Here is a 16,259-nt window from a genome sequence, read left to right as displayed (position 1 = left end):
ACGCGCTGCACAAGACCGGGGCGGCGCGCGCGGCTTACTCGGTCCGCAGCGCGTCGTTGCGAATGGCGTCGACCGGGAGACTGAGATCGTAGGTCAGACCATCGGCCCTGTAATCGAGTTTGGCGCCGCCGCCGAACTGCTTGGGAAATTCGAGAAGGATAAAGCTGCCGAACCCCTGTCGTGTCACGGCGCCGATCGGCGGACCGCCGGTTTCCCGCCAGAGAAACCGAAACAGCTCGCGCTCCCCTTCCCTTTCGATCGCCTTGGTTACAAAGACGATCCCCACCGGGCGCGAGAGCGCGCCGTGTTTGACGGCGTTGGTGAGCAGCTCGTGGAAGATGAACGAAAGCGCCTCCGCCGCCTTGGCCTTCACCGCAATGTCGGGGCCTGTCGAAATCACCTGCTCGCTGAAGCTCCCGATCGAATTGGCGAGCAGCCGGTCCACGGACACCTCCTTGAACAGCGACTCTGATAAAACGGCGTGGGCGTCGGCGAGAAGCTGCACCCGCTGCGTCAGGATGTGCTCGGCTTCGGAAATGCTGCGTCCGCGCGTCAGCGTACGTCGAATGGTGGCGAGGATGACCGCGAACATGTTGCCGACGCGATGCTCGAGCTCGCGCGCGAGGATGGCCTGCCGCTCCTCGTGCTGCTTGCGCTCGGTGATGTCCGTCACCGTCGCAAGGACTCCGCGCCGCCCCTCCCAATTGACAGGGTTGAGTCCGATCTCCACCGGGAATTCGCTGCCGTCCCGGCGTCGCGCGCGCAGATCGCGCCCCGCGCCCATTGGCCGGGTCTCCGGCGCCTGCTGGAACCGCTCCCGAAAACCGACATGCACGGAGGCGATCTTCTCCGGAACGAGAACCTCGACCGACTTGCCGATCAACTCCGTCCGCTCATATCCGAACAGCCGCTCCGCGCAGGCGTTCACGCCCATGATGACGCCATTCTGTCCGACGACGACGATCCCGTTGGGCGCGGACTCGATCAGCGAACGCTGATTTTGCTCCTGGGCGGCGATCGTGTCGATGGCATGCCGCAAAAGGACGATCACGAGAACGATCGACCCCGAGACGATCACAAACCCCAGGAGCGAGAGGACGCCGCGCGCCGTCAGCGCCCATTCGTAGGTGGGCGAGACGAAGAAATATCCGGCGACGACCATTGACAGCGCCGTCGCCAGCACGCCGACCCAAAGTCCCCCGACAAGCGCGGAAACCAACACCGCGGGGAAGAAGCTGAGGAAGGGAATATTTCCGCCGAGCAAACCGTCCGCGAGCCAGCGCACCCACGCCGCCAGCAGGACCGAGACTAATGCGATGGCGTAAGAGACGATGGGCCTTTGTCGCGTCACCATCGACGCCACGAGGGCGCTCGTCGCCGTTTCCGCAAACATTCCAGCACGCCTCCGGATGAGGCGGCAATTAGTGTGAAGCCATCCAAAAGCGAGGGCGCCTCACGGGCGTGCGCCAGTTTTTGACCAACAGGGCGAGGCGGGCGGCAAGCGCCCGCCTCCTCGTCGCCGCGGCTCAGCCGGCGGCCCGTAACTGCGCGACCCGGACCGGCACGGGCGGATGCGAGAAATAGAACTGCGCATAGAGCGGGTCCGGCGTGAGCGTCGAGAGATTGTCGCGCGTCAGCCTGGTCAGAGCCGAAATCATCGGCTCCTTGCCAACGATCCGACGGGCGAAATCATCGGCCTCGAATTCGTTGCGGCGCGAGCGCCAGGCCAGCAGCGGATGCAGGAGATGCGCGATGGGCGTCTGCGCCAGCAGGAGCGCGACCAGAACCACGCCGGGGTCCGACGGCAGGCCGAACCAGCCGGCGAAGGTTTCGCTCCCGAACGCCCAGTAGAGAACGGCAAAGCCCAGGAAGGCGATGATCGCGGACTGAAGGATCATCTGCCGCACGTGGCCGAATTTGAAATGCCCGAGCTCATGCGCGAGGATCGACTCGATTTCCTCGGGCGTATGTTTCTGGAGCAGGGTGTCGAAGAACACGATCCGCTTGGCTTTGCCGAAGCCGGTGAAATAGGCGTTGCCGTGGGCGGACCGCTTCGAGGCGTCCATCACGTAAAGGCCCTTCGACTCGAAGCCGCATTTTTGCAGCAGGGACTCCATGCGCGATCTGGTCGAGCCCTCTTCCAGCGGCGTGAATGTGTTGAACAGCGGCGCGATGAAGGTCGGGTAGATCACCGTCATGGCGATCGTCAGCGCCATGAAGGCCACATAGGCGAGGAGCCACCAACTGTCCGGCAGCGCGCCGAAGATCCAGAACAGGCCATAGAGCAACGGCGTTCCGATCGCGAGCGCCAGCGCGCCGCTCTTGGCTTCGTCGAACAGAAACGTTCCGAGCGTCAGCCGATTGAAGCCGAACCGCTCCTCCAGCCAGAAGGAGTTGGCGAGCGAGAACGGCATTTCGAGAAGACGGGCCAGCGCCCCCGCGGCCAAGACGAAAACAACGCTGCGGGTCAGACCCGGCGCGAAGACTTGCGCGACCAGCGCGTAGAGCGGCGCCATCCAGACGGCGAGCCAGAGGATCGAGACCGCCGCCTCATAGATCGTTTCCGCCATCGCGAAGCGGGTCCGCGCGACGGTGTAATCAGCCGCCCGATGGTGTTCCTCGAGCGTCACCTCGCGAGCGAAATCCGCGGGAACAGCGGCGCGGTTGGCCGCCACATTGTCGATCTGGCGCTTGCGCAAATAAACTCCGAGGGCCGCCGACAAGGCGATGGCCACGCAGATGAGAACGCCCATAAGGCTCATGGAGAAAGCTCCCGCTGTCTGATTTATCTCAAATATAGGGGCTTTGGCCGAGCTTTGCATAGAGGCCCCGCGAAAGCGCCCCTCCGCCCCTGGCGCGCGGGGACGCCTCTCCGCCTCTCGCCGCCGCCCTGGGAGCGGTGAAGCGCTCAGGTAGCCACGCGCCTGCCGCGATTGAACAGCGCGAAGGGAGCCCCGCTGAGCAGGACGTCGAGCGCGGCAAGGCTCTGATACCGTCCGTTGACGGAGAGCCGGGGAAGCGCGCAAAGGTGATCACGATGCTCGGGAAAGAGCATTCCGGGCTGCGTCGTCACCGCGCTCTCGAATCCGAGTTGTGCGGCGAGATCGAACTCGCGCCGTCCGGCCGAGGTGGGATCGCCGACCGGATAACAGAAATGGCGCGGGGTCGCCCCGGCGCCTGCGGCGATGCGCGCGCGGCTCTCCGCCATTTCGCGGCGCGCGTCCTCGGCGCCGAGCCACGCCAGTCGCGGATGCGTGAGAGAATGCGCGCCGATCGTCGCGAGCTCGTGCCGGGCCAGCGCGGCGACGCCGGCCCAATCGAGACAGGCCTCCGCCGCCACCGTCTCGGGGTTCACGCCCGCCCGCGCGGCAAGCGCGCCGACGGCGTCGCGCAACGCCGTCTCGTCTCCCCCACGCAGCCTCCAGTAAAGCGTCGAATGGACCGCGCGCTTCTCCCGCGCCGTTGCACAGGGCGCCGTCACGCGGTGACCGCCGACGGTCACGTCGACCCGCGCCAGACGGCGGATCGCCTCTTCCAGTTCGAGCCACCACAGTCGCGCCGTCCGATCGGCGAAGCCGGACGTTACATAAGCCACGAAAGGGGCGCGTCGCCGTTCCAGAATAGGCAACGCATGGTCCACGAGGTCGCGATAGCCATCGTCGAATGTGAGCACGACGAACGGCCGCTGCGATGGCCGCCGCTGTCGCAGCGGCTCCAGCGCATCGTCGAGCGAAAGAATGTCGTAACCCTGCGCGCGAAGACGCAGCAACACGGCGTCGAGAAAGGACGGCGTGATTTCGAGCCCTGCATTCGGCGCGAAGTGCTCGCGGGGTGCGGGACGGACCCGGTGGAACATGAGAATGGCGCCGAGCCCCCGCGTGAAGGGCGCCGCCAGCCTGTGCGCGCCGCTGGCGCGAAACAGGGTCATTCCCGTGTGGATGAGACAGTCACGAAAAGCCGGCATCGTGCGGCCCAAGAAAGAGACAACATCCTTTTCTTAAGGTCGATCCGCTAACGGTCTCTTATGCGTGGGAAGGAACATTACGGCGAGCAGCACGGCCTGGCGACGGGCGCGGCCGTACGCTCGATCGACGTCTTCACCGAGATGGACGCGGCGCGCGCAGACTGGCTTGCGCTGTCGGATGCGACGGGCGTCAGTCCCTATCAGTCCTTCGCGTTCCTGTCCGCCTGGCGTGACACGATCGGGCGCGCGGGAAACGTCGAACCGTTCATCATCGTCGCGCGTGACGCCGATGGCGCGCCGACCGCGTTGCTGCCGCTGTGCGTCATCGACCGATCCATCCGCATCGCGCTCTTTCTGGGCGGGCGGGAAAGCAACTTCAATCTCCCCCTCCTCCGGCCGGACGCGGGCCATGACAGCGAGAGCCTGCGGGACCTGCTCGTGCAGGCTGCGCGACTGACGCCGGCTGGCCCCGATCTCTATTACCTGCGCAATCAGCCGCTTCGCTTCGAGGGCGTGGACAATCCGCTCGCATTCCGCAACGCGCATCCGAGCGCGAGCTTCGGATATGGCGCAACGCTCCCCGCCAAAGCGGACGCGCTTGCCGCGCGTTTTTCGAAAGAGACGCGAAAGAAGCTGCGCCGGAAGGAACAGCGTCTCGCGGAATTGGGGGCGCTGACCTACGAGCATCGCGTCAAGGGCGCGCACGGCGCCGAAATTGTCGACGCGCTGTTGCGGCAGAAAGCCGCGCGCTTCGACCTCGGCGGGGAATTCGCGCGCCTGAATGTGTCGGGACTGCTCAACCAGCTTCGCGAGCGCGCGGAGGACGGCGGCGTCGAACTGCACGCGCTGCGCATGGGCGAGCGCATCGTGGCGACTTATGCGGGCGTCGTGCGCGGCGGCCGCTTCTCGGCCATGCTCAATTCTTTCGAACAGGATGACAGGTTCGCGCGCTGCTCGCCCGGTGAACTGCTGCTGCATGCGCTGATGCGCGATCTCGTCGCGCGCGGCATGACGCATTTCGATCTCGGCGCCGGCGAGGCGCGCTACAAGAGCCGGGTCTGCGACGAGACCATCGCGCTCTGCGACGCCACCCTGCCCGTCTCGGCCCGAGGCGCCGTCGTCGCGCCTCTGCTGTCCGCCTATCTGCGTCTCAAGCGCCGCGTCAAACAGACGCCCGCGCTGGCGAAAGCCTATTATCGCCTGCGGTCGGCGATCGCGGGCTGATCGTTTCAGGCGGCGAGCTCGATCCGCCCATCCAGCAGATGCGCTTCGGCGCCGAAGCGTTCGAGGCGGCCGCGGAGCGCCTCCGCGTCAGGATCGTCGCCGAGCACGAAGGCGAGATCCATGAAGGGGCCAAGGCGCAACGCCTCCTCGGCCGACGCCGCGAAGACGATGAAATCATAGGCCTGCCCCAGCGCCTCGATGAGAAGTTCGGGCTCATAGTCGTCCGGGTCATCGGCGACGCCGCCCGGCAGAATGTGCAGCGCCGAACCGACGTCGAGATGAAGCGCCTCCTCGAACCCCGCTTCGCCGCTGACGAGATCGGCGAGTCCGAGCGGCGCCGTCTCATCGGAGACGAGGGAGTCGAAAACCGGATCGCCCGGATTGGCCGCGACCAGCAGCGCCCGGCCCTGCCGCGTCAGTCTGCGCGCGAGTCTCGCCGCCGTGGCGGCGACCACGCCTTCGCCGGCGCAGGGAGCGAGAAGCACGCTGACGCTGTCGCCGGACCCCGCGCGCCTGCCGCCCCGCAGCGTCGCAGGGCGAACTGTCCGAATGGCCTCGCCGAAGGGGTCCTGTTCATCTGGGTCATCGTCCTGGAGCTGCCCCGCCCGGACCGCCTTCGCGCGCCCTGTCAGCAGTTCGGCGGCGATGATTGCGCCCAGGGCGAGCAGGAAAGCGGCGAGGGTCGAAAAGGCGATGATCGGAATCTTCTTGGGAAACGCGGGAAGTTGCGGGGCCAGGGCGCGCTGGATGATGCGCGCGTCGGCGGGCGTCGCCGTCATCTGTTCGCGGGCCAGCGCTTCCTGATATTTCGTGGTTTCCGCTTCGAGCTGCTCCTTGAGCAGGCGCGCGGCGCGTTCGAGATCGCGCAGCTTCACCTCTTCCGCGCCCGCCGAGCCGGCGACCCGCTTCTGGTCGTTGAGCACGCGGGTGAGATTGTCGACGCGGGAGGCGGCGATGCGCGCTTCATTTTCGAGCGTGCGGGCCGTGCGCTCCGCCGCCGCGCGCCACTGCTGATCAATGTCGGCAAGCTGTGCGGTCAGCTCCTTGATGCGCGGATGCTGCGGCAGGAGTGTGCGCGACTCGAGGGCGATCTGCGCGCGCAGCGACACGCGCTGCTCGAAGATCCGCCGGATCGTCTCATTGTTGGCGACGTCGGGGATTTCCCCGACTCGGCCCTGTCGCAGCATGTCCCGAAGCAGATTGGCCTTCGCCTGCGCATCAGCCTGCGCCGCGCGCGCGCTTGAAAGCTGATTGTTCAATTCGCCGAGCTGCTGTGTCGGGATGATCGTATTGTTCGCGCCGATGAGCAGCCCGCTGTCGGCGCGATAGGCTTCGACCTTCGCTTCCGCCTCGGCGACGCGGGTGCGAAGATCCGACACGAGAGTCGCAAGCGATCTGGCCGCCGACCGCGCCACCTCGCGCTTGGCTTCCTGCTGCATTTCGATATAGGTCTCGGCGACGGCGTTGGCGCCCCGGGCCGCGAGATCGGGATTTTTCGACGAAAATTCGACGGACAGCACGCGCGTTTTTGTCGGCGACAGCACCGCCAGTCGTTCGGAGAATTTCTCCAAGATCCGGTCTTCGGGCGACATCAGCGTCGGATCGCGCACGATTCCCAGAAGCACGAGCGCGCGCGTCAGGGCGCCGACGCCGCCGGCCAGCGGATCGAACTCGGCGTCGCCCTGGAGGCCGAGGGTCTTGATCGCCCGCCGCGCGAGATCGCGCGAGGTGAGGAGCTGAATCTGGCTCTGCACGCCTTCGGCGTCGGGACCATTGGCGTCCAGGCGATCAGCCTTGTCCCCGCGTCCGAGAAAGTCATCCTGCGTTTCGAGCAGCAGCCGGGCGTCGGACGTGTAGCGCGGCTTCACGACGTTGACGAAAAGCGCCGCGCCGAGGAAGGCCGCGAGCGTCGCGCCGAGCACCCACCAGCGCTTGACGGCCAGCACGCGCCCGAGTTGCGACAGGTCGATGTCGTTCGTCGCCGGCTCGGTCTCGTCTGTGACGCTCGCACGCATGGTCTCTCCGGGGTCGCCGGGAAAACAGATATTGGGTCATGGTTGAGGTCCAGTTAAAACGGCCAAGTCAAAGTTTGTTAACCATGAGCCCATAAACACGATCATGTGCAAGAACGATCCCGGCCCACCGCAGAAGACGAAACCATGGCGATGACAGGCGCCCCGAGTTGACTGTTGCTGATGATGGCGGCGCTGGCGACAGCGTTTCTCTCGGCTTGCGCCGCGCCCGGCGACAATCGGCCGGAGCTTTATGCGGCGTCGGCGTCGGACCCCTATACGCTCGCGGCGGGCGACCGCCTGCGCGTGATTGTCTTCGGCCAGGACTCGCTCTCCAACGCCTATTCGGTCGACGGCGCCGGGCGCATCGCAATGCCGCTGATCGGCTCCGTTCCGGTGCAGGGCCGCACGCTCCAGGAGGTCGAGCGGGAGATCGCCGCGCGTTTGCGCGACGGATATGTGCGCGAGCCGCGCGTGTCGGTCGAGGTCGAGGCGTTTCGTCCGTTTTTCGTGCTCGGCGAAGTCACCAACGCCGGCCAATATCCTTTTGTGGAAGGAATGACCGTACGCACGGCCGTCGCCATCGCCGGCGGCTTCGGGCCGCGCGGCTATCAGGGCGCGGTTGATCTGACCCGCATGGTCAACGGCGCGCCGGTGACGGGCCGGGTTCCGCTCGACGTGCCGCTGCGGCCCGGCGACACCATTACCATTCGTGAACGAATTTTCTGAGATGAGAGGTTTTCGATGACCGCAGCCGGCGATCACACTGCGATTGCGGCGGCGGCGCATGTGCCGCTGCGAATATTGCATGTCATGCGCGCGCCGGTCGGCGGGCTGTTTCGGCATGTCGCCGATCTCGCCCGCGCGCAGGCGCAGGCAGGTCACGCCGTGGGCATTGTCGCGGACTCGGCGACCGGCGGCGACGATGCGGCGCGCGTTCTCGAGCCGCTGTCGCAATCTCTCGCGCTGGGCGTCACCCGCCTGCCGATGCATCGCCTGCCGCACCTCGACGATCTGCGCATGGCCTGGCGCATCGCGGCGCTCGCGCAAGGACTGTCGCCCGACATCCTGCACGGGCATGGGGCGAAAGGCGGCCTCTATGCGCGACTTCCGGCGCTGCTGCCCGGCTTTCCAGCCCCGCCCCGGCCGCTGGCGCGAGCCTATACGCCGCATGGCGGCAGTCTGCATTTCCGCCGGCGGACGCCGCTTGGCGGAGCGTTCTTCGCCGCCGAGCGCCTCATGGCGCGCGTGACGGACTTCATCCCCTTCGAAAGCGATTATGCGCGCCGCCGCTTCTGCGAGGTCATCGGATCGCCGCCCCCGCTGGCGCGCGTCGTCCACAACGGACTCCTGCCGGAAGAATTCGCGACGATCCCGCCGGCGCCGGACGCCGCGGATTTTGTCTTCATCGGCGAAATGCGCGTCGCCAAGGGCGTCGAAGATCTGCTGCGCGCCTTCGCGTCGCTGCCCGGCGCGTTGCGGCTGTCGCTCGTCGGCTCGGGAAGCGACGAAGCGGCTTTTCGGGGCCTCTCGGAGCGATTGGGCCTCTCGAACCGTGTGCAATTCCTGCCGCGCATGCCGACGCGCGCGGCGCTGCGGCGCGGGCGCATCCTCGTTGCGCCGAGCCGCGCCGAATCCCTCCCCTATATTGTCATCGAGGCGATCGCCGCGCGGCGGCCCGTCGTCGCGTCCAGCGTCGGCGGCGTGCCGGAAATCTTCGGCGCGCACGCCCATCTGCTCCCCCCGCCAGGCGATCCGCCCGCGCTCGCGGCCGCAATGGACGCGGCGCTTCACATGGCTGGCGCCGAGCGCGAGGCGCTGACGGACGACCTCGCCGCCCACGCCAGCGACAGATTCACGATCGAGAGAATGAATGCAGGGATACTGGCTGGCTATCGCGCCGCCCTGGCGGCGCTGGGCTAGAGCGCTTTCGTCGAAGGACTTTCGGCGAAAAGGATGCGCGACGAGACGAAAGACGAGAGCCCCGGTCTGACTCGATTGGACCGGGGCATGCTCCAAGAGACGGACCACTTCACAGGGAAACGAATATGTGCGCTTTTGCCGTTGGCGACATGAAAGGCGTCACTCCGGAGTCTGATCCGAACGACGCGTCGAAAAAGGACAGGCGCGCGCTCAACCCGCTGCTGGCGGAGATTGCGAGCAACAGCGCGCCGGGGAAGTCCTATTCGCCCGTGGTGGTGGCCGGCCTCGTCAGGCTCGTCGAATTCGTACTGTTGCTCGCAGGCGGGCTCGCGCTCCACGAATTCTATGTCGCGCCCGTCTGGGGCCGCTCGCTCGACTATGTTTTGGCGACCCCGGCGATGGCCGCGCTGGCGCTTGTCGCCTTCCAGTCGCTCGGTCTTTACAGCACCTCGGCCTTCCGCACGCCCATCCACCACGGGCTCAGAATAGCGGCCGGCTGGTCGATCGTCTTCGCCGTCGCGCTCGCCGTCGTGTTCTTCTTCAAACTCGGCGGCGCCTTTTCACGCATCTGGCTGCTGGGCTGGTATGTGCTGGGCCTTGCCCTTCTCGCGATCGAGCGCCTCGCGGTCGCCATGATCGTGCGCCGGCTGACGCATCAGGGAAAACTCGACCGCCGCACGGCGATTGTCGGCGGCGGCGTCCTCGCCGATCCGGTGTTGAGGGACCTGGCCGCGCAGGAAGGCGGCGACTTGCGCATTCTGGGAATTTTCGACGACCGCACGGACAATCGCTCGCCGGATGTGGTGGCGGGCTATCCCAAGCTCGGCACGGTCGACGATCTCGTGGAATTCGCGCGCCACACCCGCATTGACCTCGTCATCTTCACCCTGCCGATCTCGGCCGAGGCGCGTCTTCTGCAAATGCTGCGCAAGCTCTGGGTGCTGCCGATCGACATTCGACTCGCGGCGCACACCAACAAGCTCCGGTTCCGGCCCCGCTCCTATTCCTACATCGGCAATGTTCCGGTCATCGACGTTTTCGACAAGCCGATCGCCGACTGGGACGTGGTCGTCAAGAACATCTTCGACAAGGTCGTCGGCGCCCTGTGCCTCATCCTCCTGGCTCCGGTCATGGCGCTGATCGCTGTCGCGGTGAAACTCGATTCGCCCGGCCCGGTGCTCTTTCGGCAACGCCGGCACGGCTTCAACAATGAGGTCATCGAGGTCTACAAATTTCGCTCCATGTATGTGAACCAGCTCGATCACAGCGCGCTGAAACAGGTGTCGCGAAACGATCCCCGCGTGACCCGCGTCGGCAGGTTCATCCGCAAGACGTCGCTCGACGAGTTGCCGCAGCTTTTCAACGTCGTCTTCAAGGGCAATCTGTCGCTCGTCGGCCCCCGGCCGCACGCCATCGTCGCCCGCGCCGCCGATCTTCTCTATGACGAAGTGGTCGACGGCTATTTCGCGCGGCATCGCGTCAAGCCGGGCATCACGGGATGGGCGCAGGTCAATGGCTGGCGCGGCGAGACCGACACGCCGGAGAAAATCCAGAAGCGAGTCGAACACGATCTTTATTATATCGAGAACTGGTCGATCCTCTTCGACGTCTATATTCTCGCCATGACGCCCTTCGCCCTGATCAAGGCGGAGAACGCTTATTAGCCGAATGATGGAGGCCGCGCCTTGAACCTGCCGTCGATCGTCATGACAATCGCGGCGCTTCAGGGCGCCGCCGGCGTTTCGCTGGCCGCGGCGGCCGCGCATGTCGACGCCAATCCCCTGCTCGCGACGGCGAGCCAGTTCCTGATGATCCACGCCGCCGCCGGCGTCGGGCTCGCCGCCCGCCTTGCCGGCGCCCCGCCCCTGCGGCGCGTACTTGCCGGCGCGACCTTCGCGATGCAGGCGGGCGTGACGCTCTTCTCTGCCGATCTCGCGGCCCGGGTTTATCTCGGCGGCAAGCTTTTTCCCTACGCCGCGCCGATGGGCGGCGGGCTCACGATTCTCGCATGGCTTGCGCTGGCGATCTGGGGCGCGGCGACCATCGCCCGCCGGGAGTGAACTGCGGCAAAAAGGCCACAGTCGAGCGCCAGCTTTGCAACTCACCCGCGCATTTGCTGGACTTGCGCGGCGATCCGCCGCACCATCATGCACATGTCTGTCTCGGACACGCCACCGCCCCGTTCCGGCGGCGCATCTGGCGACGCGCCGCAACGGCCGGGCGACCCGCTCCTCGGCCGGAGGGTGCTGATTGTCGAGGACGATCCCTTCATCGCGCTCGCTCTGGAGGAAACGCTCTCCGATTTCGGACTGATTGTCGCGGGCGCGGCGATGAATGTGGCGCATGCGTTACAACTCGCGCAAAACGCGGCTTTCGATCTCGCTTTGCTCGACGTCAACATCGGCCACGAGAAAATCGACCCGGTCGCGGACCTGATTCACGCGCGCGGCATTCCCTTCGTCTTCACCACGGGCTGCGGGCGGGCGGGCCTGCCGGAGGCCTATCTTCAGCAGGCGATCGTCGAAAAGCCTTTTTATGTCGAGGAGATGCTGCGCGCCCTGCGGGAGCAGTTAATGAATTCCAGACAGAATTGATTTGAAGGCGAAAAGCGCGCTTGAAGCGGGACGCTGGCGGATTTATGGTCACGCAAAGGTTAAGTTTCCGTTTGCGTGAGTGAGTGCCATGTCCCAGCCTGTCGACCAACGCGCCCGCCGCGCCCGCGCCCGCTCGGCGGTTTCGCTCGGAGCCGCCTTCGCGATCTTCGGGGCCACGCTGCTCGGCTACGACGCCCCGGCCTCGCAGGCCGCCGGCGGATTTTTCGAGGCCCTGTTCGGCATGGGCAGAGTCGGCGAGGGTTACTACGACTATTCTTATGGACCCCGGCGGCATCGGCTTGGTCACGCGCCGCATCGTTTCCGGCTGGCGCATCATTGGCGCCGACATGACGGACAAGCCCGCCGCCGCGTCGCCGAACGACGCAAGGTCGTCGCGCGCCAGCTTGCCTCGGCGCCGGTTCAGCAGAAAAATCCGATCGGCCCGGCCGTGATCGAGATCATCGCGCCGGCGCGCAACCCCTTTCTCCCGGTGTACGGCGCGGGAGCGGCGATCACGAAGACAATCCCTGCGACGCGGTCGCCGGAGTCAGGGTCGAGAGGCGTTCCGTCCGGTTGCGCCAGGCCCTGCGTCGTCCCCGCCATCGCCTCTCCGTCCGGTCGCCCCGGCGGCCCCGGTGAGGCGACGCCGACGAACGCTTTTTACGCCGATCCGACCCTGCGTCCGGGGGACACGGTCATCACGGCCGAGGGCGTGCGTATCCTGCGGCCGGGCAGCCGCTATCCGTTCAAGGCGTCGGATTTCGCGTCGCTGGCCGAAGCCGGCGCCGGCTCGTTGGCGAACCGGAACGCGCTGAGCGAAATCGAGCGCGCCATCAAGACGCCCATTGGCCGCCCGCCAGCAGGTCTTTGACGCGGCCGCCACTTTCTCGCCGCGCTTCCCCGCGACAAAGTCAGGGACTCTGGCGTGAGGAGAAGAGCGCTTGTCGCGGGCGGTGGAAGACAACCCTGCCGAAGCCTCGCCCCGCCCCCCGCCGGGCGCATGGGGAGCATGCGCGCGCGCCTGCCCGCGCGGGAGGATGGCGCTGCTCCTGGTCGCGCTGGCGGCTCTCGGGGCTCTTGGCGGGCTTGCCGTCGCCATCGCGCCCTGGCTGTTCTCGCCCACCGCCGCCCTGACGGCCGTCACCACGCAAGTCAATGACGCGACGGGGCTTTACCTCGCGGCGCGCTCCGGCCCCCGCCTGTCGCTGACGCCACGGCCGCATCTCGTGATGAACGGCGTCGTCTTCGCGGACCACAACAAGGCGCTCGTCGTCGAAGCGGACGAGTTGCGCGGCAACCTCAGAGTCCTGCCTCTCCTGGCCGGACGTCTGGAGATCGACTCGCTGACCCTGACGCGGCCGCGCGCGCAGGTCGATCTCGACCAGAACCGCGTCGACGCCCCCGGCGCCGCCGCCCGCGCCGCGGCGACCCAGCCCGGCAGCGCGGCGGCGCAAAAGGCCGATGAGTTCAAACTTGGCCTGATCAATATTGTCGATGGGGCGCTGCGGCTGCGCCGCAATGGCGCGGACTATTCGGCCGACCGCATCTCGGCGACGCTGGACTGGCGCAAGGTGGGAGAACACGCCCTGCTGACCAGCGCCTTCGATTGGCGCGGCGAGCGTCTCCAGCTCGTCCTGTGGGTCGCGCGGCCGGGAATTTTCCTGCGCGGCGACCCTTCCGTCGTGACGGCGCGTCTGGACGGGGAGAGCCTGCGGCTCGAGGCGCAGGGCGTCGGCCAGACCGGCGCCAATCCGCGTTACTCCGGCCGGGTGGCCGGAACCGCGGCCTCGGCGCGCGAGGCGCTCGATCTCTTCGGCGCCGACGTCGCGCTCCCCGGCCCGTTCGGCGACGCTGAATTCGAGGCGCAGGCGACATTCGGCCCACGCGACGCGGCGTTTCGCGACCTTCGCATCCATGTGGACGGCAACGTCTTCGAGGGCGAGCTTTCGGTGCGCGACGAGGACGGCCGGCCCTATGTGTCGGCCGCGCTGCGCAGCGATTTTGTCGCCCTCAAACCTCTTCTGGCGGACGCCCCGGCGCTCGTCGGCCCGGATTCCCAATGGAGCCAGAAGCCGCTCGATCCCCCGGATATCGCCGGCGCCGATCTCGATCTGACCATCAGCGCCCGCCATGCGCGGCTGGGCCGTCTCACGCTCGACAACGCCTCCATGGCCGCCGCCCTGCGCGATGGCGCGCTGAGCCTGTCGCTGATTGAAGCGCAGGCCTATCGGGGCCGGCTGAAAGCGCGCGGCTCCTTCAGCCTCGCTGGCGGCGCGCTGGTCATGCACGCCTCCGCGCAAACGAGCGGCGTCGACGCCCGCGCCCTGCTTTCGGACGCCTTCGGCAAGGAGGCGCTCGGCGGCGCGCTGGAGTCGACGCTGACCCTCGACGCGCGCGGCGAGACCGTCGCGGATATGGTGCGCAGCCTGAGCGGCCGTGCCGCACTGACCCTTTCGGACGGCGAAATTACCGGCGTCGATTTCGATCGCGCGCTGCGACGCTTCGAGAAGCGCCCGCTGGCGAGCGCGCAGGATATTCGGTCGGGCAGTTCGCCGGTCGCGAAGGCCAGCGCCACCCTGCGGATAGAAGACGGGATCGCGGCGCTGGAGGATGGAGCCGCGTCCGGCCCCGGCTTTTCCCTGACCTTCACCGGAACGGCGAATCTCGCCGAGCGCAGTCTGGCGATCAAGGCGGCGGCGCGGGAGGCCGACCAGACCGGCAAGCCGCGCGACAAGGGCCTTCAGATCGCCTTCGATCTGGGCGGGGCATGGGACGAGCTGAAGATTGCGCCAGACCCGCAGGCCTTCATCCGGCGCTCGGGAGCGGCGGCTCCGCTGCTGCCGGAGGCGCCCGAGAGCGCGCGCTAGACCTCCTCCTCCTCGCCGACTTCGATTTCCCTTGGCGCTTCTTCGAGCAGGCTGGTCAGGGAGGCGGGCAGGTCCAGGTAACGGAAGCGCCGCAGTTCGAAGCCAATTCCGACGAGGCCCCATGGCGGCGTGTAGGTTTGCCACGGCGGGATTTCTGTCAGGACCACGACATATCCGCCGTCAATGGCCGGCGCGATGCGCTCGACCGTGTAAATCGCCCCGCGCCGCAGGCCCCCGTCGCCGTAGCGTCCGGGCCCGGCCTCGACGCAGACGACCTCCGTTCCGGGAGGGGTGTCCGGGCTGATCATCACTCTTCCTCATCGCGTGCGGCGACAGACGCCGCGCCTTTCCGTTCTTATGGAGGGCGCGGCGGCTCAGGAAGCAAGGCGTTGATCAGCGCCGATGTACGCTCACCAGATTTTCAGGAAGCCGAACAGGCTGCCCTTGAGCTTCTTGCGATCCAGGCCGGCAAGTTCATTGTAGATGTTGCGGGCTCTGGCGCGCAGCTCGAGCAGCTCTTCGTCGGGAACGTCGAAATTGATCGCCGCAAGGCGCAACTGGCGACGCGCGTCGTCGAGGCGGGCCTGCGCGTCTGCAATCAAGGCATGGAGCATTTTTCCCCCTTCATGGTTACGCAGATACACTGCGCCGGCGGCCTGACCGTCATGCCGCCGGCAGGACGCTTCGCTTTAACACGAAAAGCCGTCAAGAAAACCCTTGGCGACGCTCCCGGCGACGCACTTGCGGGACGGGTCCTCGAACGCTTTTCGCGAAGCTTCGAAGGGCGCCGGGCCCGATGGCGGGGATTGAGGATGTTACGTTTGTTGCAGTGCAGCGTGAGCGTCGGCGTCAGGACGGTAGCCGAAGGCAGGCCACGCACAAGCTTGGGGAAAGGCTCGCGCACGATAAAGGGGAAATTGGCAAACAACCTTTACTTCAAATTGCAATATTTTAACGAATTTACTTTCAAACTTCTCGAACTTCCCGGTGGTGCAGAGTGCTCCCCGCCTGAACGGTATAGCCATGAACGACTTGGCGCTGAAGAATGTAAAAGACATCCGCAACGGGCTGCTGGAGGCGGTGAGCTACTGGGGCTGGCAGGAACGCATTTGCCATGATCCGGACCTCCAGGCCGACTTCGTTTCAACAACTTATATCAAACATAACGAAGAGTTCTGTTATACGCTCACAAGTTCCGAGAAGAACCGCAGAATAGGCATCCACGTCACCTCCCCTATTCAGGTTCCGAAAATCCGCGTTGCTGAAACATTGATTGTTTCCAATTACTTCAATGCACAAAGCGCGACCGGAGCCTATTATGTCAGCGGCGCCGGCGATCTTTGTTACAAGTGGACGGTCAGCGTGTTCGATGGCCCTGTCGGCGTCGACGCGTTCCGGACCCTGCGCGACGCCGGCAAGAAGGCGTTCGACGAAACCTACAATTCCTTTCTGACAGCCGCCTACACCAACAAGGGGGCGGGTGAGATCATCCAGAACTATCAGCTTTTCTGGTCGAAGGGCGGACAGCCCACGGCCAAGCGCCCCTGAGGCATCAAGGCCGCCCGCGAGCGCATCTCTCCCCCTCGCTGACCATGTAGCCAAAACACAAACGCTGCTCGTGAGCTTATCCCTCCCCCTCGCGGGGAGGGTGGCCCCGCGAAGCGGCGTCGGGTGC

At 66.3% G+C, this 16,259-nt stretch carries 15 protein-coding genes; 9 read left to right on the top strand and 6 right to left on the bottom strand.

The window, feature by feature from the left end; genetic code table 11:
• Positions 1-34 precede the first annotated feature (34 nt).
• From ACR652_RS19680 to ACR652_RS19670, 3 genes are all read right to left on the bottom strand, one after another.
• Positions 35-1,393, bottom strand: a complete 1,359-nt coding sequence (locus ACR652_RS19680; RefSeq protein ID WP_434508167.1) for a PAS domain S-box protein — start codon at positions 1,391-1,393, stop codon at positions 35-37.
• A gap of 133 nt (positions 1,394-1,526) precedes the next feature.
• A complete protein-coding gene (locus ACR652_RS19675) occupies positions 1,527-2,762 on the bottom strand; it encodes a M48 family metallopeptidase (RefSeq protein ID WP_434508166.1) in 1,236 nt (411 codons plus the stop codon).
• 146 nt (positions 2,763-2,908) lie between these two features.
• Positions 2,909-3,964 (bottom strand): polysaccharide deacetylase family protein, encoded by a 1,056-nt coding sequence (locus ACR652_RS19670; protein ID WP_434508165.1) that lies wholly within the window; start codon positions 3,962-3,964, stop codon positions 2,909-2,911.
• A 60-nt stretch (positions 3,965-4,024) separates the two neighbouring features.
• On the opposite strand from ACR652_RS19670, the gene ACR652_RS19665 reads away from it, so the two are divergent.
• Positions 4,025-5,188 carry a GNAT family N-acetyltransferase gene (locus ACR652_RS19665; protein WP_434508164.1) on the top strand — a complete coding sequence of 388 codons (1,164 nt, stop codon included), beginning with the start codon at positions 4,025-4,027 and terminating at the stop codon, positions 5,186-5,188.
• Between the two features lie 5 nt (positions 5,189-5,193).
• On the opposite strand, the gene ACR652_RS19660 is transcribed toward ACR652_RS19665, so the two are convergent.
• The gene (locus ACR652_RS19660; protein ID WP_434508163.1) at positions 5,194-7,203 is read right to left on the bottom strand and encodes a GumC family protein; all 2,010 of its coding nucleotides are present in this window, start codon (positions 7,201-7,203) and stop codon (positions 5,194-5,196) included.
• A gap of 180 nt (positions 7,204-7,383) precedes the next feature.
• Here ACR652_RS19660 and ACR652_RS19655 point away from each other — a divergent pair, with 180 nt between their 5' ends.
• The 7 genes from ACR652_RS19655 to ACR652_RS19625 all read left to right on the top strand — a co-directional run bounded on the left by ACR652_RS19655 (position 7,384) and on the right by ACR652_RS19625 (position 14,584).
• Positions 7,384-7,929 (top strand): polysaccharide biosynthesis/export family protein, encoded by a 546-nt coding sequence (locus tag ACR652_RS19655; RefSeq protein WP_434508207.1) that lies wholly within the window; start codon positions 7,384-7,386, stop codon positions 7,927-7,929.
• Between the two features lie 15 nt (positions 7,930-7,944).
• Positions 7,945-9,123 carry a glycosyltransferase family 4 protein gene (locus ACR652_RS19650; RefSeq protein WP_434508162.1) on the top strand — a complete coding sequence of 393 codons (1,179 nt, stop codon included), beginning with the start codon at positions 7,945-7,947 and terminating at the stop codon, positions 9,121-9,123.
• A 125-nt stretch (positions 9,124-9,248) separates the two neighbouring features.
• Positions 9,249-10,787, top strand: coding sequence for an undecaprenyl-phosphate glucose phosphotransferase (locus ACR652_RS19645; protein WP_434508161.1), 1,539 nt, complete (start codon positions 9,249-9,251; stop codon positions 10,785-10,787).
• A 21-nt stretch (positions 10,788-10,808) separates the two neighbouring features.
• Positions 10,809-11,183, top strand: a complete 375-nt coding sequence (locus tag ACR652_RS19640) for a DUF423 domain-containing protein (protein ID WP_434508160.1) — start codon at positions 10,809-10,811, stop codon at positions 11,181-11,183.
• Positions 11,184-11,270: 87 nt separating this feature from the next.
• Positions 11,271-11,717 carry a response regulator gene (locus tag ACR652_RS19635; protein ID WP_434508159.1) on the top strand — a complete coding sequence of 149 codons (447 nt, stop codon included), beginning with the start codon at positions 11,271-11,273 and terminating at the stop codon, positions 11,715-11,717.
• A gap of 88 nt (positions 11,718-11,805) precedes the next feature.
• Positions 11,806-12,588 (top strand): hypothetical protein, encoded by a 783-nt coding sequence (locus ACR652_RS19630; protein ID WP_434508158.1) that lies wholly within the window; start codon positions 11,806-11,808, stop codon positions 12,586-12,588.
• A gap of 166 nt (positions 12,589-12,754) precedes the next feature.
• On the top strand, positions 12,755-14,584 hold the full coding sequence (locus tag ACR652_RS19625; RefSeq protein ID WP_434508157.1) for an AsmA family protein: 1,830 nt from the start codon (positions 12,755-12,757) through the stop codon (positions 14,582-14,584).
• Here ACR652_RS19625 and ACR652_RS19620 read toward each other — a convergent pair.
• Together ACR652_RS19620 and ACR652_RS19615 are read right to left on the bottom strand one after the other, a co-directional pair.
• On the bottom strand, positions 14,581-14,892 hold the full coding sequence (locus ACR652_RS19620; protein ID WP_434508156.1) for a hypothetical protein: 312 nt from the start codon (positions 14,890-14,892) through the stop codon (positions 14,581-14,583). The two genes, ACR652_RS19625 and ACR652_RS19620, sit on opposite strands and share 4 nt — an antisense overlap.
• Positions 14,893-14,994: 102 nt before the next feature.
• The gene (locus ACR652_RS19615; RefSeq protein WP_434508155.1) at positions 14,995-15,198 is read right to left on the bottom strand and encodes a hypothetical protein; all 204 of its coding nucleotides are present in this window, start codon (positions 15,196-15,198) and stop codon (positions 14,995-14,997) included.
• A gap of 409 nt (positions 15,199-15,607) precedes the next feature.
• Between ACR652_RS19615 and ACR652_RS19610 the strand changes: the two genes are divergently transcribed.
• Positions 15,608-16,132, top strand: coding sequence for a hypothetical protein (locus ACR652_RS19610; protein WP_434508154.1), 525 nt, complete (start codon positions 15,608-15,610; stop codon positions 16,130-16,132).
• Positions 16,133-16,259 lie beyond the last annotated feature (127 nt).

Source organism: Methylocystis sp. (genome assembly GCF_051061225.1).
In the GTDB taxonomy this organism is placed as follows: Bacteria; Pseudomonadota; Alphaproteobacteria; order Rhizobiales; family Beijerinckiaceae; genus Methylocystis.
This window is presented reverse-complemented; position numbering and strand designations above follow the sequence as displayed.